Origin of the sequence: Hyphomonas sp. GM-8P (genome assembly GCF_003263315.1) — a bacterium.
Lineage (GTDB): Bacteria > Pseudomonadota > Alphaproteobacteria > Caulobacterales > Hyphomonadaceae > Hyphomonas.
In genome coordinates this window covers 160239-176353 of sequence record NZ_AWFE01000061.1, presented here as the reverse complement: position 1 = coordinate 176353, position 16115 = coordinate 160239, and the positions used below count along the sequence as shown (strand labels likewise).

Below are 16115 nucleotides of genomic sequence, written 5' to 3'. Positions count from 1 at the left end.
TCGCGGCGGCCCCAAAAGGAACCGCCGCGCAGGTCTCTGAAAGGATGGCGCCTCGCGCGAACGCCACCCGAATGTGAAGCGGCCGGAGCTTACTTGAGCTCGACTTTGGCGCCAGCTGCTTCGAACTTCTTCTTGATCTCTTCGGCTTCTGCCTTCGGAGCACCTTCCTTGATCGGCTTCGGTGCGCCTTCCACGAGTTCCTTGGCCTCTTTCAGGCCGAGAGCTGGAACGACTTCGCGGACGAGTTTGATGACTTCGATTTTCTTGCCACCAGCTTCTGTCAGGATGACGTCGAATTCGTCTTTCTCTTCAGCAGCGGCTGCACCGCCAGCATCGCCACCGGCGACGGCTGCGACTGCGACCGGAGCAGCAGCGGAAACGCCCCACTTCTCTTCGAGAAGCTTTGCGAGTTCAGCGGCTTCGAGCACGGTGAGGGCCGAGAGGTCTTCGGCAATTTTTTCAAGGTCTGCCATTTTGGTAATTCCTATTTGGTTCGGTTGATTGGGTCTTCAGTTTCCGGAAACGATGGCTCAGGCTGCGTCTTTGTTGGCGTAGGCCGATACCACACGAGCGAGTTGGCCAGCCGGGGCCTGCAGGACGCCTGCAACTTTCGTTGCCGGAGCCTGGATGAGGCCGATGAGCTTGCCACGAAGCTGGTCGAGCGACGGGAGTTTCGCCAGAGCTTCGACACCTTTGGCGTCGAGGACCTGATCGCCCATCACTGCACCGATGATCACGAGCTTCGAATTTTCCTTCGAAAACTCGTCGGTCGCTTTTGCGGCCGACACCGGGTCAGATGAAAAGGCGATAGCAACCGGGCCCTGGAACATGTCCTTGGCTTCGTCGCCGCCCTTACCGTCAAGCGCGATCTGCGCCAGGGTATTCTTGACCACCTTCAGCTGCGCACCGTCCTTGCGGAGCATGCCACGCAGCTTCGTCATTTCCGCAACAGACAGACCGGTATAGTGGGTCACGACGACCGCACCGGACTCTTCGAAAACCCCTTTCAGGGATTCCAGAGCCGCAGTTTTTCCAGCTTTATCCATAGCGGGTCTCCATTGAGGCGCCCGGACCATCCGGCCGCCCTGGTAATCGCCTTCTGGCCGGTTGGCCTTCCAGCGCCTGCCCAGGGATTGGCCGCTTGCCCCGGTAAGCCAAAAACAGGTCAGCCCTGTTTTTCCGAACCGAATCAACGCCTCACCCCGTCTGCATAGGTGGCTAACTTGCCGTTATCGCGTATAAATACGTGACCCATGGTCTAGGACAGGAAAACGGGAGGCCGCCGAATGCACATCGGAGAACTCCCGTCAAGAGCGGGGTGTTAACGCTTTATCCCCAAGCCCGCAACCCCCCTTTGTGAGAAAAAGTCAAGTCCGGGGATTACCGGACAGGCAGCGCCAGGCCTGCATCCGCCTCAGGGGATCAGAAGCACTCAAACTCCTCCTGCCCCACAGGGCGGCAACGGTCCGGCCATCCGAATTCGCGCCAATATGGCGGCAGCCCGATCTCCGTCATCAGCGCGGCGAAGTCCGGAAGACTGCGCATGTCGGCATAGACCGGCCCCCAGATCCGCATCAGCCGCAGGCGCGTGCCGTCCAACTCGTGCCGCCAGATACGAAGCGCCAGCTCGGGATCGTCCAGCTGCGCGGCGATGGCGGCCAGGATTTCGAACCGGCCTGGATGCGCCCCTGCCCCATTCTCGAACCGGGCCTTCACGACCTGAAGCGCCGCGGCCTGGTCCGGCAGAGCTGCAATCACCGGCGCCAGCAGAGTCCGCAGCGACGGATCGGTTCGGATCAACCGCTCACAAAGCGCTGTCAGGCTTTCCGTTGTCTGCGGGGCCTGCATTTCGATCGTCCAGGCATAGGCATCCCACCCACCCGGTGGCAGCTGCAATGTCCAATAGTGCTCCAGCGATGCCTCGGCCGCTTCATGCCGGCCAAGCAGTGCATAGGCCATGGCGAGCGTCGCGGCGCGGTCCGGGTTCAAGGGGTCTGCGGATTGCCCCCGCTGGGCGATGCTGAGCGCTTCCTCGATCCGGCCGGCGCGCATCAGGAAGATGGTCTGGTCGTGCAGCACGCGCAAATTGGGGGAACGGTCCAACGCGGCCCGGTTGTCCCGCCCGGCTTCAAGCCAGTTGCCGTCCAGCGCCTGGAAACTCGCCAGGGCGGTGTAAGTCTGCGCGAGATCCGGATTGAGCCGCACAACGTCTTCCGCCAGGGCCCGGCCTTGCGCCAGGAACACCTCAGCCTCTTCCGGTGTCGACGCATTCCAGGCCTGCGCACCGATGTTCATGGCCAGCGAAACCCGGGCGGCGCCATAGTCCGGGTCAAGTTCGACCGCCTTGTTGAGAAGCGCCAGCATTTCGCTGCGGTCGCCCATGCCGAAGACATCTGCCTCCCGCGCGCTGAGAAAATAGTTGTAGGCTTCCAGACTGTCGGTGTCGGAGCCGAGGATCCGGTTCGGCTCCTGCACGTTCAACGAAATGCTGAGCGCGCCTGTCACATCCGTCGCGATATCTTTCTGCAGGTCGAACAGGCTCTGGGCGCTGAGCAGCCGGTCATAACCATGCGACCAGACCTGGTATCCGCTTTCGGTATCGATCAGTTCGGCGGACACTTTGATCCGGTCGCTGTCCGACCGGATGCTGCCCGTCAGGACGTGCGACACCCGCAGCTTTTTCCCGATCGCCTGAGCATCAAGTCCTTCTCCCGCGCCAATAGAGGGCGGCGCCCTGCCGGCCACCTTCAACTCATCCAGCTGGGTCAGGAGCGTGCGGATCTCCTCGGACAGGCCGCGCGAGAAATAATCCTGTTCGGTGTTTCCGCTCAGATTCTCGAACGGCAGAACGGCGATGGATTTTTCGGGAACCGCCACCGCCGAACTCGACGAGCGGCCGATCATTACCCCGGTCCACAGCATGATGAAGGCGAGGACGACCAGCGCGGAGACGTAGCGGACCGGGCTGATCTCGGCGGCGCGGCGCCACGGTTCGCGCACGAAAGGGGGGGCCGGTTCCTCTGCCGCGGCGGTCATGGCGGGCGCTTGCGGCGCGGCAGCCTCTTCGGTCACTTCAGCGATTTCGGCGGCCAGCCTGTAACCGCGCTTGGGAATGGTCTCGATAACCGAATGCAGGTCTTTATCGGTGTTGAGCACACTCCGCAGGAGAGAGATCGCCCGTGTCAGGCTTTCATCGGCGCCATGCTCCACACCCCAGACCTGATCAATCAGTTCCTGGCGGGAGATGACTTCGCCGGGCCTGTCGGCAAGCGCACACAGCACTTCCATGACCTTCGGTTCCAACCGATGCCGGTCGGCACCGTCCGATATACAGTTCTGGTCAGGCTCGACCAACAGGGCGCCGATCCGGAATTCGGATCGCTCCCGCTCTGTCTCCGTGCCTGATCCGAACGTGTCTGCCATCGCTGTGGTCGCTGTCTGCCGAAGCTTCTTGACTGAGAATATCCCAACCGGACCGGAATGTCCGAAGCAATCAGGTCAAACTTACTCCTTTAAAAACAGGGCCTAATGTAAACATCAGGTTTTCCTAAGCCTCTCCACAGGACCGAAGCACCCAGTGTGAACAATTGTCAGGCGCAAAGACGGGATCGGTTCAGCTCCCGCCTACTTCCAGATGAGAGGTCCTGACATGAATTTCCACAAAATCCGCTTCGCCTTTGTTGCAATTCCGTTCGCTGTCGCCGGATTCGGCATGACCGCCACCGCACAAACAGGTGATGAGGCAGCCATCAGCTTCAACCGCGGCGCAACCGCCGCCGAAACTTATGCGTCCATCGAGAAATCCGCACGCGATTACTGCCGCGGCATCTATGACGATTCCAGCGCCATCGCCGGCGTCTGGCCGACAGCCGTTTCCAACTGCGCCGCCGAAGTCGTCGATCAGACCGTCAACCAGGTGCAGAGCGCCGACCTGATGGAATACCACGTAGCGGTGACCCGCTCGGTCCAGCCGTCTGAAAACTCCGTCATCATCGTGACGGCCGACAACAACTAAAGGGGCTTCCCCACCCCACCCAGCCCCTGAACGGAAAAGCCCGGCACCTTTCGGCGCCGGGCTTTTCTTGTTCGGTTTGTGACCGGCTCAAGCTTACTGAGAGATCTCTGCCGTGTCGATCGTGACGCCAGCGCCCATCGTGGACGAGAGCGAGATCTTCTTCACGAAGGTGCCTTTCGCGCCGGACGGACGGGCCTTCACGAGGGCGTCGAGGAACGCGTTGACGTTCTTCTCGATGTCGCCTTCAGCGAAAGATGCCTTGCCGATGCCGGCGTGAATGATACCGGCCTTCTCGACGCGGAACTCGACCGAGCCGGACTTCGCGTCTTTGACGGCCTGGGCCACGTTCGGGGTCACGGTGCCGACTTTCGGGTTCGGCATCAGGCCGCGCGGGCCGAGCACCTTACCGAGACGGCCGACGACGGCCATCATGTCCGGCGAAGCGATGACACGGTCGAAGTCCATGAAACCGCCCTGGATCTTTTCCATCAGGTCTTCTGCGCCGACGAAATCGGCACCGGCTGCGGTGGCTTCTTCTGCCTTCTTGTCCTTCGCGAACACGGCGACGCGGACGTCCTTGCCCGTGCCGGCCGGCAGGTTGACCACGCCGCGGACCATCTGGTCTGCGTATTTCGGGTCAACGCCGAGGTTCACGGCGATCTCGACGGTTTCGTCGAACTTCGCCTTTGCGTTGGACTTCACCAGCGCCACAGCGTCAGCGACGGTGTAGGCTTTGTTGGCGTCAACGGTTTCTGCAATTGCGCGTGCGCGCTTTCCTGCTTTCGCCATGGTTCTTACTCCACAACTTCGATGCCCATCGCGCGGGCGGAACCGGCGATGATCTTGGCAGCTGCGTCAATGTCGTTGGCGTTGAGGTCGACCATCTTGATTTCCGCGATCTCACGCACCTGGGCCATGGTGACCTTGCCGACGGTGTCGTAGCCCGGCTTCTTGGCGCCGGAAGCAGGCTTCTTGCCGAGCTTCAGTTTGGCAGCCTTCTTCAGCAGCACAGTCGCCGGCGGCGTCTTGGTGATGAAGGTGAACGACTTGTCCTGGTAGTAGTCGATGACGACCGGTACCGGCAGGCCGGGTTCCATGGACTGGGTCTTGGCGTTGAACGCCTTGCAGAATTCCATGATGTTGATGCCGCGCTGACCGAGCGCCGGGCCGACGGGCGGCGACGGGTTGGCCTGGCCGGCCGGAATCTGGAGCTTAAGCTGCCCCAGCAGTTTCTTGGCCATATTGTCCTCTCGAACGTTTCAGATGGGGCGGTGGTCTTTCGATCCGCCCGGTTACAATGGAGGCTCCGCGGTCTGGCATGGCGTGCCTCCCGCAGAAGCGGCGCGTATGGCGCATCTGGATAGTGGGGTCAAGCGGGACGAGTCAGGCTGCCCCTGCCCGGCTACATCAGGGCGTAGCCCCTGGCGTTGATGTATTTCACCAGCTCCTGAGCCCGGCGGGCCGGGTCCGGGTGGGTGGACATGAATTCCGCCGGGCGCTGGCCCTTGGACTGGGCATCCATCAGCTCCCACAGGCGAACGGACTGGCGCACGTCATAACCGGCATTGTGCATATAATCGACGCCGAGCTTGTCGGCTTCGAGCTCATGGTTGCGGCTGTAGGGCAGGATCACGCCAAACTGCATGGCAGCGCCGCCCAGTGCACCAATTTCGCCCCCATACTTGGAAAGCGTATCGGACTGGGCAATGGCGATCTGGCCGACGGCAAGCCCCGTCTGGGCGAGCGTTGTCACCGACAGGCGCTCGGCAGCGTGACGGCCGACCACATGGCCCGTCTCGTGGCCCAGCACAGATGAGAGCTGGTCATCATTCTCGGTCAGTTCCGTGATGCCGCGATACACACCGACCCGGTTGCCCGGCATGACGAAGGCGTTGACGTCATCGGTATCGAACACCGCCACGTCCCAGCTCTGCCCGGCAGCGATGTCGCCTTTCTGCTCGGCGCCATGCAGCGTCTTTTCCCAGACATGCAGCACGCGGTTCTTCAGCCGGGAGTTCGCGGTCACCGGCGTTTGCGCCTTCAAGTCCGTCCAGGCCGAAGCCGCCATGGACGCAACTTCCTGATCACCGAACAGCAGGAGCTGGCTGCGCCCCGTTGCCGGGTTGGTCTCGCAGCCGCTGATGAAAGGGAACACCGTACCGGCCGCCATGCCGGAAATGATGGCCCGGCGGGACAGGTTCACACGCGGCGCGCCTTCAAAAATGGCGCTATCGATATCGATGAGTTTCGTCATGTGCCTCTCCCTGTTTCAGGCAAATCAAGGTTAGCCGCGCGCCTGCAAATTGCAATCATGCGAACCTATACGCAGGCAAGGTTGGCCGGTTCCGGCTGAACCTTCCCTGAATGTCAGACGCTTTCTGCGTCGCGGACCAGAACAGCCGCCTGCTCCACCCAGCCTTCGCGGGCGATGCGGCCGCCGAAATTGAGATGCTCATCCATCCAGGCGACATTCTCCGGCGTCCATTCGGCAATCTGATCAAAGTGCCAGACGCCCAGCTCGTTCAGCAGGATCTGGATTTTGGGCCCGATGCCGCCAATCAGGGTCAGGTCGTCCGGGTGGCCTTCGACCGGGCCGTTCATCGCCATCGGGCGTTCTTTCAGGACGGTCACTTCGGTTTGGTAAGAAACGTCGGCGTCTTCTGTGTCTTCTTCGTCATCGGACTCATCGTCAGTCTCGTCTTCGGAGTCGTCCGCGTCGTCCCAGGCTTCATCCGCGTCACCGTCATCCTCGTCGGACTCATCTTCGTCGTCGGCGTCCGCCTCGTAATCGTCTTCGGAGTCGTCATACTCTTCAGCGTCATCGTCATCGTACGCCTCGTCTTCGTCGTCCTCGAAGTCGTCTTCCCCGGCCTCGTCCTCGAACTCGGCTTCAGCGTCGTCCTCATAGGACTCGTCGTCGTCCGACTCATCATCCTCTTCAGAGGAGTCCTCATCGTACGACTCCTCCTGCTCCTCAGAGTCTTCCTCGTCGTAAGCGTCGCCGTCTTCGTCTTCCGTCTCGTCTGCGTCCGCTTCGACGAAATCTTCCTCGTCATACTCTTCATCCGAGAGCGTATCCTCATCGGCATGATCGGCTTCGGCGAGGGATTCCTCTTCATCGTTGGAGACGTCTTCGAAGCTGGCTTCCTCTGGTTCGACGGCCTCTTCTTCGGACACGTCCTCCAACTCGTCCTCGATGATGACCTCTTCCTCGACGGCCATCTCTTCTTCGACAATCGCTTCAGGTTCGGGGAGCGCATCGAACGCCGCTTCCTCAACAGCGGTGTCTTCTACCTCGTGATAGACGGGCACAGCCTCTTCTTCCGCGGGTGTTTCAGCGGCAGCCTCCTCCGCGCCCCCTTCGAAATAGGCGAGCCGCCCTTCCAGGAAACGGTTGCGCCAGCGCAGGCGCGCCATTTCCTCATTCAGATCGTCTTCCGCGACGATCGGTGTTTCCGCCGGCGCCTTGGCCAGTTCGGCTTCCAGCGCTTCAACACGTTGTTTAAGATAATCGGCCTGCCATCTTAGCTTATCGAGCCCCGCCTCATCCGCAGTTGGTTCTGCCACCGCTACAGGTTCGGCGGTTTCGACTGTCGCAATTGCAGATGCCGGAGCAGCTTCGACGGCCGCCAATTGGCTTTCCAGATGCTGGACGCGCGCTTCCAGATGCCGGTTGCGCCAGATCAGTGTCGGCGCCTCGGCCTCGTTTTCATCACCTTTCGCCGATGCAGCGCCGGCCTCTGCGGATTGGCCCGGCGTGTCATCCGCGCCGCCCCGGTTCGGCGGCAGCACGATGGTTGGCATCTCGCCCTTTGCCCCGGTTGATGCAGGCTCGGCAGCGCCGGTTTTCGCTGTTTCGGTTTTCAGTGCCGCTAATTCGGTCTTTGCCTTCTGCAGTTCCGACGTCAGGTCTGAAATCTTCCGCGCCGAGGCATCGGCCACATTGCCGCCTTCACCTCTCTGGGCCCGCTGGGCGGCAAACAACCGTTCGATTTCGTCACGCGCCTGATCCAGTTCGGTCAGGGCGATATCCTTGTCGACAATGGCCTTGCGCATCTTGCCGGTCAGCAGCATGCCGCGCACGGACCAACCGAGGAGCAAGGCAAACACGGTCGCTCCAGCCAGCACCATCCACATATGCGTTACAAGCCAAGCCATTAGTCGCTCCGTGTCAGAACTCTGATTTCTATCAGCCGGCCGGACACCTGGCCGTCACCATTCTCATTAACCTGCGCAAGCTGGTCTGGGCCATAGCCAAGCGCAGACAGGCGGCCGGGCTCAAACCCCGCTGCCACCATATAGGACACGACCGCTTCTGCGCGGGCCTTCCCCAGGGCACTTCCGCCGTCGGAATTACTTGTCGAATCGGCGTGTCCGACGATCTCCAATGCCAGATGCGGCGCACAGCGATGTGACACCGCCAGCAATTTGTCGAGCGCTGGTCCGCTCTCGCGGGAAAGGTCCGAACCTTTACTTTCAAACGAGATCGGATTTGCCGCCAGCACGGTGTCGAATCCGGACTGGCAGGCCGCCGCTGGATCCTTTGTGAAATCGATGCCCGACACTTCCGGAACCGGTACATCAACAGGATCGGCCCAGACCGTTGCCGGCAGGCCGGAACCGGCTGCAGCCAGGTTTTGTCTGACCGATTGGATCAGGCTGGCAGGCGCCTCGCCTTCGACGACGAAACCGGCGTCATCCTCGGCAGGATAATAGCCCATCTCACCCGTCTGGAACCGCGCGAACACCGGAAGGCTTGCCTCTGCGAGCGCGACCCAATTGTCGGGCATATCCGGGGCGAGGGTCATCCGGTCGACCACACCCGTGGCGGCATTTGCCTGCGCTGCCCCGAGCAGGGCTAGCCGTTGTGCCTCGTTGCGCACCTTGCCGTCCAGAACCAGCCCCTCGGCGGTGTGCGCCGCCATCCAGACCGGCAGGCCCTTGATCAGCGGGACACCGCGATAAGGCGCGGCAAGCGTGTAGACCTGCGCTGACAGGCGGGCGCGCTCTGCCGGGTCGGTCTCCGTTCCGCCGACGCGCAACGTGTTGCCAATGAGGCGAACCTCGCCCTGATCAAGATCAGACAAAACGCCAAGGCCGAAGCGCGCAACGCCCTGCCAGTTGCCACCCGGTGCGCCAGCGGCGACTTCCATCCGGTTTTCGGGGATCTGCCCGCCCGAAAGGCGTGCCGCTTCCGCCTCGATCTGGCTGGCGATCATGCGCGAGGGGACGTGACCGGACAGGACAATGTGACCGTCCGCGAGTTTCTCCGCCCGCCAGACAAAGGGCGACACCGGCAAGCCCGGATCGACGGCAACCTCGACAATGGTCACCCCGCCGACGACGACACCGCCACCCCACCCGGAGCGCAGCACGATCTCGGCAGCAGCCATGGCTGCATCTTCCGAAGGGGCAGCCCCCTTCAGCACGGCCCGCTGGCCGTTCATGCGCACATGCGCCCAGTCATATCCGTTTCGGGCAAGGGCGGCGTTGGCATCCTGCTCAAGCTGCGCGGCCAGGTTTGCAGGCCGCTGCGGAGACTGATACAGCCCCCACCATCCCGTTGCCACGAGGCCTACCAGCGCGACAGGCGCCAGCAGGTAATCGAGCATTTTCATTCGGGACCCCGCTAACCTCCTGTTAGGCATTCCCTTTGTGATGGGATGCCCTATTCAGGGACCCGTCGCAAGAGTCCGCCGCACGCGATCCACAACGCATGAAACGCCCGCCAGAAACCCTCACCTCCCCGTCAAACCCGCTGATCAAGTCGCTGAAAGGCCTTGAGCGGAAGAAGGAACGCCAGGCGAGCGGCCTGTTCCTGGCCGAAGGCGCACGCCTTGTGGAACAGGGCCTCGCCAATAACTGGCAGCCTGACACGCTGGTCGTCGCCGCAGCAGTCGCGGACCGCCCGCATATCGCCGCTCTCGCCGACAAGGCGGAGGCTGCCGGCGCGCGGGTCGTACTGGTGCCGGAACGACTGATGTCGAAGATCACGCACAAGGACAACGCCCAGTCCGTTATCGCAACGTTCAAGCAGCGTCAGGTCACGCTTGATCAGCTGGAAGTCCGCATTGGTCCGCAGAAGTCGCTTTTCGTCGCCCTTTATGAAGTGCGCGATCCGGGCAATCTCGGCACCATCCTGCGCACCGCCGATTGCGCCGGGGCGGACGGGGTGATCCTCGTCGGGACCTGTTGTGATCCTTACAGCTTCGAGGCCGTGCGCGCCTCCATGGGCTCGCTGTTCGACATGCCATTCGCCACCGCATCGTACGAAGCGTTCGAAGTCTGGCGCCGCAAGGCCGGCATCGCCTCCGTCGCTGCCTCCATAAACGGCACCGCCCGCCACGATCAGGTGGATCTGCAACAGGATACGATCATCCTGATGGGCAACGAGCAGGCCGGCCTGCCCGCCGATGTCGAAGCCGATTGCGACCAGCTCGTCCTTATCCCAATGCGCGGCGGAGCCGACAGTCTGAACCTTGCGCAGGCCACGGCGATCATGGTCTACGAAGCCTGGCGGCAGCGGGATTTCCAATGAAAACTGAGACGAAATTGCTGGTCGCCGACGACTGGGAAGACTACGCCCTGCTCGATTCCGGGCACCTGCAGAAGCTGGAGCGCTTCGGCAGCCAGACGGTGATCCGTCCCGACCCGCAGGCCTTCTGGGAGCCGGCCCGCCCGGTGGAGACCTGGCGCGCGGACGCCCGTTTCTCCAGCAAAAACAATGATGAAGACGGGTCCGGCAACTGGGAGGTCCTCTCCCCTAAGGCGCAGGACACCTGGCCGATGCGCTGGAACGACCTCACCTTCAATGCCCGGCGCACCGCCTTCCGCCACATGGGTGTTTTCCAGGAGCATTCGGTCCACTGGCGCTTCGCGCAGGCGCAGATCCGCGCGTCAGGGCGCCCTGTCAAGGCCTTGAATCTGTTCGGTTATACCGGAATGATGTCGCTCGCCTGCGCCGCTGCCGGCGCGGAGGTCGTGCACCTCGATGCGAGCCCCAAATCGAACGGTTTCGGCAAGGAAAACCAGTCCCTCAGCGGCCTCGACGACAAGCCGATCCGCTGGATTGCCGACGATGCAATGAAGTTCACTGCCCGAGAAATCCGCCGCGGCAATCGCTATGACGGCATCATCCTGGACCCGCCGAAATTCGGCCGCGGCCCGAAGAAAGAGACCTGGCAGTTCGAGGAAAACCTTCCGGAATTACTGGACTCTGTACGGGATCTGCTGAGCGACCAGCCTCGCTTTGTGATCCTCACGGCCTATGCGGTCCGCCTGTCTTACCTCGCCCTCGCGCAGGCCCTCGCCGACCGGCTGAAGCCGTATGGCGGCACGATGGAGATGGGCGAAATGGCCTTGCCCCAGAAAGACTCCGACCGCCTGCTTCCGACGGCGATCTATGCCCGCTGGCACGCAGAAGACTGACACGGCGCCACCCGCTGACCGGTTGGATAGACCGGCCGCAGTCGACCATGAACAATCCGATGAATAAGAAATATATGGACCGTGAATAGCGGTCCCTGGCGCGCCGTCTTCCGGCGTCTCCCCCTGCGCCCCAAAAAAGAAAACGCCAAAAAGAAAACGGCGGTCCCGAAGGACCGCCGTTCCCGATTTTGCCGTTGGGCGAGCCGACTTAGAAGTCGAACGTCGCGCCGACGAAGAAGTAGCGGCCCAGAGCGTCGTAGCTCTGCGGGTAGGTGTTACCGTTACCCGTGGTACCCGTCGAAGCGGACAGCGGCGGATCTTCATCCAGCACGTTGTTCACACCGAAGCGGAATGCCACCCAGTCCTTCGCGGCCCACTGGCCAGCCAGGTCGATGTAGTTCTGAGCGTCCAGCGTGGAGTCGACACGGCCCGTTGCGCCGGTATCGAGATCCACGGAGCCGATGTAACGCCAGGTTGCCGAGACGTTGAGACCATCGACCGGCGTGACCCAGTTCGCGCGAGCGCGGTGACGCCATTCCGGAGTCGGAGTGAAGCAGTCGTTGCCGTACTTGCCGACACAGTCATAGGCGTATGCTGCGTTGCCGACCGGGTCGACGTCGAACTTGTCGAGGTATGTGCCGTTCATCGACAGGTTCAGCGAACCGTAGCTGCCAATGTCGAAGCCATAAGCCATCGCAAGGTCAACACCCGCCGTTTCAACGCCACCGATGTTCACGTTCAGGTCCTGGACGTTACCGGTGCCAACCCAGAGCTGGCCGTTGGCGTTACGCTGGATCTTGCTACAGGCATCCATATCGCCCTGCAGGTAGCAGAGCTGCATGGTGACCGACGCACCAACAGTCGAAATCGCGTCGGAGATCTCAATGCTGTAGTAGTCGACCGATGCCGAGAAGCCCGGCAGGAAGGACGGCGTTGCCACGAAACCAACGGTCAGCGTGTCAGCCTCTTCCGGCTCGAGGTCCGGGTTACCACCCTGCAGGTAGTTGTACTGACCAGCAGGCGATTCCAGAGCACCGGAATTGGCCTGAGCAGCGTTCACCTGCCACGGGTTGGACCCGATACAAGCTGAAGCAGTCGCGGTGCCGTCACCGGCCGGATCAGTGAAGTCGCAGAGGTCATCGTCGAGGTCGAACAGGTTGAAGCCCTGGGCTTCGAACAGGTCGACGACGTTCGGCGCACGAACAGCCTTCTGGTAGCTGGCACGGAAGCGAATGTCCGAAGTCGGAGCATAGTCACCACCGATCTTGTACGCGTCGGACGAAATGCCCGTCGAGTAATCGGAGTAACGATAAGCACCTTCGACCGACAGAAGCTCGACACCCGGCTTTCCTTCGATCAGCGGCATCTGGAATTCCGTGAAGGCTTCATAAGCATCCACAGTACCGGAAAGACCGATCGTCGGGCCGCCCTGGCCAGCACCATCACCCGTTGCGAACGAGTTGTCGGTGATCGATTCCAGGGAGTCGCGGCGGTACTCAGCACCGATAGCGATCTGCAGGCCGGAATTGGCCGACGGGGACTGGAAGCCATACTGGCCCAGGTCACCGGTCAGGACACCGGTAACGATGTTCTGCTCGGTCGTACCGTTCTGCAGCAGCGGAACCTGCAGGTAGTTCAGCGCAGCGTCGGTGACGCCACCAACAGTCCACACATTGTACGGCACACAGTTCGGATCGGTGCCATCAAGCACGGACTGACAAACTGGTTCACCCGAGTCCGGATCCGCAACAACGTCCATGGCGCGGTTCAGGCGCGTCACGGAGAATTCGTTGGTGTAGGAACGAGCCAGGGTCACCTGAGCATAGGACGCAGACAGGTCATAGGACCAGCCCGGAGCCTTGTACAGGTCGCCACGGAGGCCAACAACGCCACGGTAGGTCTGGTAACCGAGGTTATCGGTACGGCCACCACCTTCGACGTTACGACGACCGAAGTAAGCCGGCACAACACCGTCGAACGGCGTCAGAGCGAGCGAACCGTCGCCTGCGAGGCCCGGCGCACTACCCGTGATGGCGTTCTGCATGCCGAGGGTTGCGTCCACCCAGGCCTGACCGACAGCGGCATCTTCGAAGCCGGCGATGAAGTCTGCAACTTCATCGTCAGCGGTATCCGGATCGTCGATGATGTCCGGAACCAGGTCGATGGCGCAAAGACCAGCCTGCTGGTTGGACGACAGGAGCGGGTTGTCACAGCTGACACCCTGGGTCACGAAGAAGTTGCCGGAAGGCGCAATCTGGGCCTTCGACTGATAATCCATGAACATGAACTGGGTGTAGGCTTCGACATAGTCATTGATTTGGTAATGACCGTTGAAGCCGGCAGTGTAACGCTCGTCCGGACGCTGGTAGTAGTTCAGCGGACCGTAGTTGTACTGGTAAGCACTGGACCACGGGATGAAGTCGCTGGTGGCCAGGTCGAGCGAGTAGTTGAACGAGTTGAAGTCCGTGATGCGTCCCGGATAGGACGTGGACGAACCACCGCAGGTGAAGTCGCCGGTGTCAGAATCGAGACCTGCTGCACAAGCGGAGTAGTCACGGTTGCCCTGAAGGACGGCGTCGTTGTTCCGATAGCCGAGCCATGCGGTGAGGTTGCCGCGGCCGTCATCGGTGTTGACGCCCATGATGGCGGTGATCTCTTTCGAGTAGCCGTCATCGACATTGTCGTCCGGCAGAGCGAACTGCGCCGGGTTGCCAACGGAACGCTGAGCGATCACGTCGCGGAGCGAGCCGTTCGTGTCGTAGTCGTTGTTGTGCTGGTAGAAACCGTACTGGGTATCGATCTGCACACCTTCGAAGTCGTCCTTCATGATGAAGTTGACAACGCCGGCGATGGCGTCCGAACCGTAGACAGCCGAGGCGCCGCCCGTCAGGACGTCAACACGCTCGATCATCTGGGCCGGGATCAGGTTCAGGTCGGCTGCCGGGTCGTTCGGCGAACCGTACGGCATGCGCTTGCCGTCAACCAGGACCAGCGTACGAACAGCATCGCCGCCGAGGTCGAGGTTACGCAGCGAGACCGTTGCCGTACCCGTGGCACCGTTCGAAACGGTGGAGTTCTGTGCGGCAAAAGCCTGCGGCAGCTGGGTGACAAGGTCTTCGACGCGCGTCACACCCTGCAGTTTCACGTCGTTTGCGGAAACCGAGGTCACCGGGCTGGTGGTGGTCATGTTCGGCTGCGCGATGCGCGAACCGGTGACATACACCGTTTCCTGGCGTGCGGTTGCGTCTTCCGCGGCCGGTGCCACGGTATCGACTGCTTCGTCTGCTTCCTGGGCAACGGCGAGCATGCTCGCCTGCGCCATAAATGCTGCACCCGCGATAACGGACGAAGCAAGCAGGCGGGACTTCATGGATTTCCCGTTCACTATATTACCTCCAAAAGTTGAACTGCGCTTGAGGACAAGCGCGTGCCCGGACCCCTGAAATCCGGACTTGGGCATATCGATAAGGCTCACGTCACGTCAGCGTCAACGTGCTGTTACCGTTCTGTCATCGAAAGAAGTGGGGTGTGGTTTATTTGCCTCAGTTTGCGAGGCAAACCCCGTCAAGTCAGGAGAAAACTGAGGATAACCAGCCCAAGCGCCAGCAGAAACAGCACGGTTATGCCCAGAATCAGTAAAATGGAGGTACGAAGCGCCGCCATGAAAAAGCCGGTTCCATAGGCCACGCGGAGCTGGCGGTGGAGATACCAGACGCCCCAGACGATCCCGATCGCGGACAACCAGCCAGCGCCGACGTGCAAAAACGCCCCAACGAGCAGCAACAGGGTCAACAGGCTGTAAACAAAGGTCTGGAAATGCAGCGCCGTGATGACGTGATCATACACGTAAACCCTGCGGTGCCATGCATACATGACCGTCAGCATCAGCGCCAGGAGCGGCATGAACATGAGGCTGAAACGCGGCGCCCATTCCCGCATCCGGGCGCCAAACCGGTCCTGGTTTTCAAGGACATTGGCGAGCCGCTCCCCTGCCCCCCTGATCGTCTCGACCTCCTCCGGCGAGGCATTCTCATCTGTGGTCAGGTCAATCATCTCGTTGAGGGCATCCCGGTCCACCGTGCCGGTTTCCTCGTTCATGAACGGAATGCTTGAGCCGGACTCAAGGTTCTTGAGGGCAATTTCCAGCCCGGCGCGGCTTGTGGGGTCAAGCGTCTCATCGGCGAGCTGTTTCTCAACGGCCGCCTTCACCTGCGCACGTTCCTCTTCGGACATGCTCACGGCCGATCCGGGGTTGAGCTCCCAGTTCTGGTACCAGCCGAGCCGCTCTCCCAGGCCGAACACGGTGAGGAAGAACAGGACCGACGCCAGCAGGAACAACCGGAACGGCGGAACATAGCGCGCACGCTTTCCGTCCAGATAGTTCCGCGTCATCCGGCCCGGCCGGAACAGCAGCAAGGGCACCGAGCGCCACAGCCGGCTGTCCAGCGCGAACGTGTCCGCCAGGCTGGACATGACCAGGCTGAAAAAGGGCCGGTGGAAGTTCGACGCCAGCTGTCCGCAGCGCGAACAGTAGCGCGCGTCAACCGGCCCGCCGCAGTTCCGGCAGGGCTCGCCCTGCGTGACCGGATGATGGTCGCCAGAGGTGAGGCCGCCAAGGGCCGCAGCCCCGGCCGCTTCCATGTCGTGGCTCATGCCGCTTCCCTCTTTTCAG

The 16115-nt window shown here is 61.7% G+C and carries 13 protein-coding genes; 3 read left to right on the top strand and 10 right to left on the bottom strand.

Annotated features, from left to right (window positions below; all coding sequences use genetic code 11):
* Nucleotides 1-89: 89 nt before the first annotated feature.
* From rplL to HY26_RS07270, 3 genes are all read right to left on the bottom strand, one after another.
* Nucleotides 90-473: a 50S ribosomal protein L7/L12 gene (gene rplL / locus HY26_RS07280; RefSeq protein ID WP_034765671.1), complete on the bottom strand. Its 384-nt coding sequence runs from the start codon at nt 471-473 to the stop codon at nt 90-92.
* Nucleotides 474-530: 57 nt separating this feature from the next.
* Entirely contained in the window at nt 531-1046 is a 516-nt protein-coding gene (rplJ, locus tag HY26_RS07275; RefSeq protein ID WP_034765668.1) for a 50S ribosomal protein L10, read from the bottom strand.
* Nucleotides 1047-1422: 376 nt separating this feature from the next.
* Entirely contained in the window at nt 1423-3423 is a 2001-nt protein-coding gene (locus HY26_RS07270) for a winged helix-turn-helix domain-containing tetratricopeptide repeat protein (protein WP_112073245.1), read from the bottom strand.
* Between the two features lie 226 nt (nt 3424-3649).
* Between HY26_RS07270 and HY26_RS07265 the strand changes: the two genes are divergently transcribed.
* A complete protein-coding gene (locus HY26_RS07265; RefSeq protein ID WP_034765662.1) occupies nt 3650-4015 on the top strand; it encodes a hypothetical protein in 366 nt (121 codons plus the stop codon).
* Between the two features lie 93 nt (nt 4016-4108).
* Here HY26_RS07265 and rplA read toward each other — a convergent pair whose 3' ends face one another.
* The 5 genes from rplA to HY26_RS07240 form a co-directional block, all read right to left on the bottom strand.
* Complete coding sequence (rplA, locus tag HY26_RS07260) at nt 4109-4804, bottom strand: 50S ribosomal protein L1 (RefSeq protein WP_034765660.1); 696 nt, start codon at nt 4802-4804, stop codon at nt 4109-4111.
* 5 nt (nt 4805-4809) lie between these two features.
* A complete protein-coding gene (gene rplK / locus HY26_RS07255) occupies nt 4810-5256 on the bottom strand; it encodes a 50S ribosomal protein L11 (RefSeq protein ID WP_034765657.1) in 447 nt (148 codons plus the stop codon).
* A 161-nt stretch (nt 5257-5417) separates the two neighbouring features.
* Nucleotides 5418-6269, bottom strand: coding sequence for a M48 family metallopeptidase (locus HY26_RS07250; RefSeq protein WP_112073244.1), 852 nt, complete (start codon nt 6267-6269; stop codon nt 5418-5420).
* Nucleotides 6270-6382: 113 nt separating this feature from the next.
* Complete coding sequence (locus HY26_RS18850) at nt 6383-8173, bottom strand: hypothetical protein (protein ID WP_146740196.1); 1791 nt, start codon at nt 8171-8173, stop codon at nt 6383-6385.
* Nucleotides 8173-9633, bottom strand: coding sequence for an OmpA family protein (locus tag HY26_RS07240; protein ID WP_158531442.1), 1461 nt, complete (start codon nt 9631-9633; stop codon nt 8173-8175). The genes HY26_RS18850 and HY26_RS07240 overlap by 1 nt, the downstream gene beginning before the upstream one ends.
* A gap of 98 nt (nt 9634-9731) precedes the next feature.
* Here HY26_RS07240 and HY26_RS07235 point away from each other — a divergent pair, with 98 nt between their 5' ends.
* Complete coding sequence (locus HY26_RS07235; RefSeq protein ID WP_112073242.1) at nt 9732-10553, top strand: RNA methyltransferase; 822 nt, start codon at nt 9732-9734, stop codon at nt 10551-10553.
* Complete coding sequence (locus tag HY26_RS07230; protein ID WP_112073241.1) at nt 10550-11443, top strand: class I SAM-dependent methyltransferase; 894 nt, start codon at nt 10550-10552, stop codon at nt 11441-11443. The genes HY26_RS07235 and HY26_RS07230 overlap by 4 nt, the downstream gene beginning before the upstream one ends.
* Nucleotides 11444-11651: 208 nt before the next feature.
* On the opposite strand, the gene HY26_RS07225 is transcribed toward HY26_RS07230, so the two are convergent.
* Both HY26_RS07225 and HY26_RS07220 read right to left on the bottom strand, forming a co-directional pair.
* Entirely contained in the window at nt 11652-14813 is a 3162-nt protein-coding gene (locus tag HY26_RS07225; protein WP_112073240.1) for a TonB-dependent receptor domain-containing protein, read from the bottom strand.
* A gap of 194 nt (nt 14814-15007) precedes the next feature.
* Nucleotides 15008-16096, bottom strand: a complete 1089-nt coding sequence (locus HY26_RS07220; protein WP_034765642.1) for a DUF3667 domain-containing protein — start codon at nt 16094-16096, stop codon at nt 15008-15010.
* Nucleotides 16097-16115 lie beyond the last annotated feature (19 nt).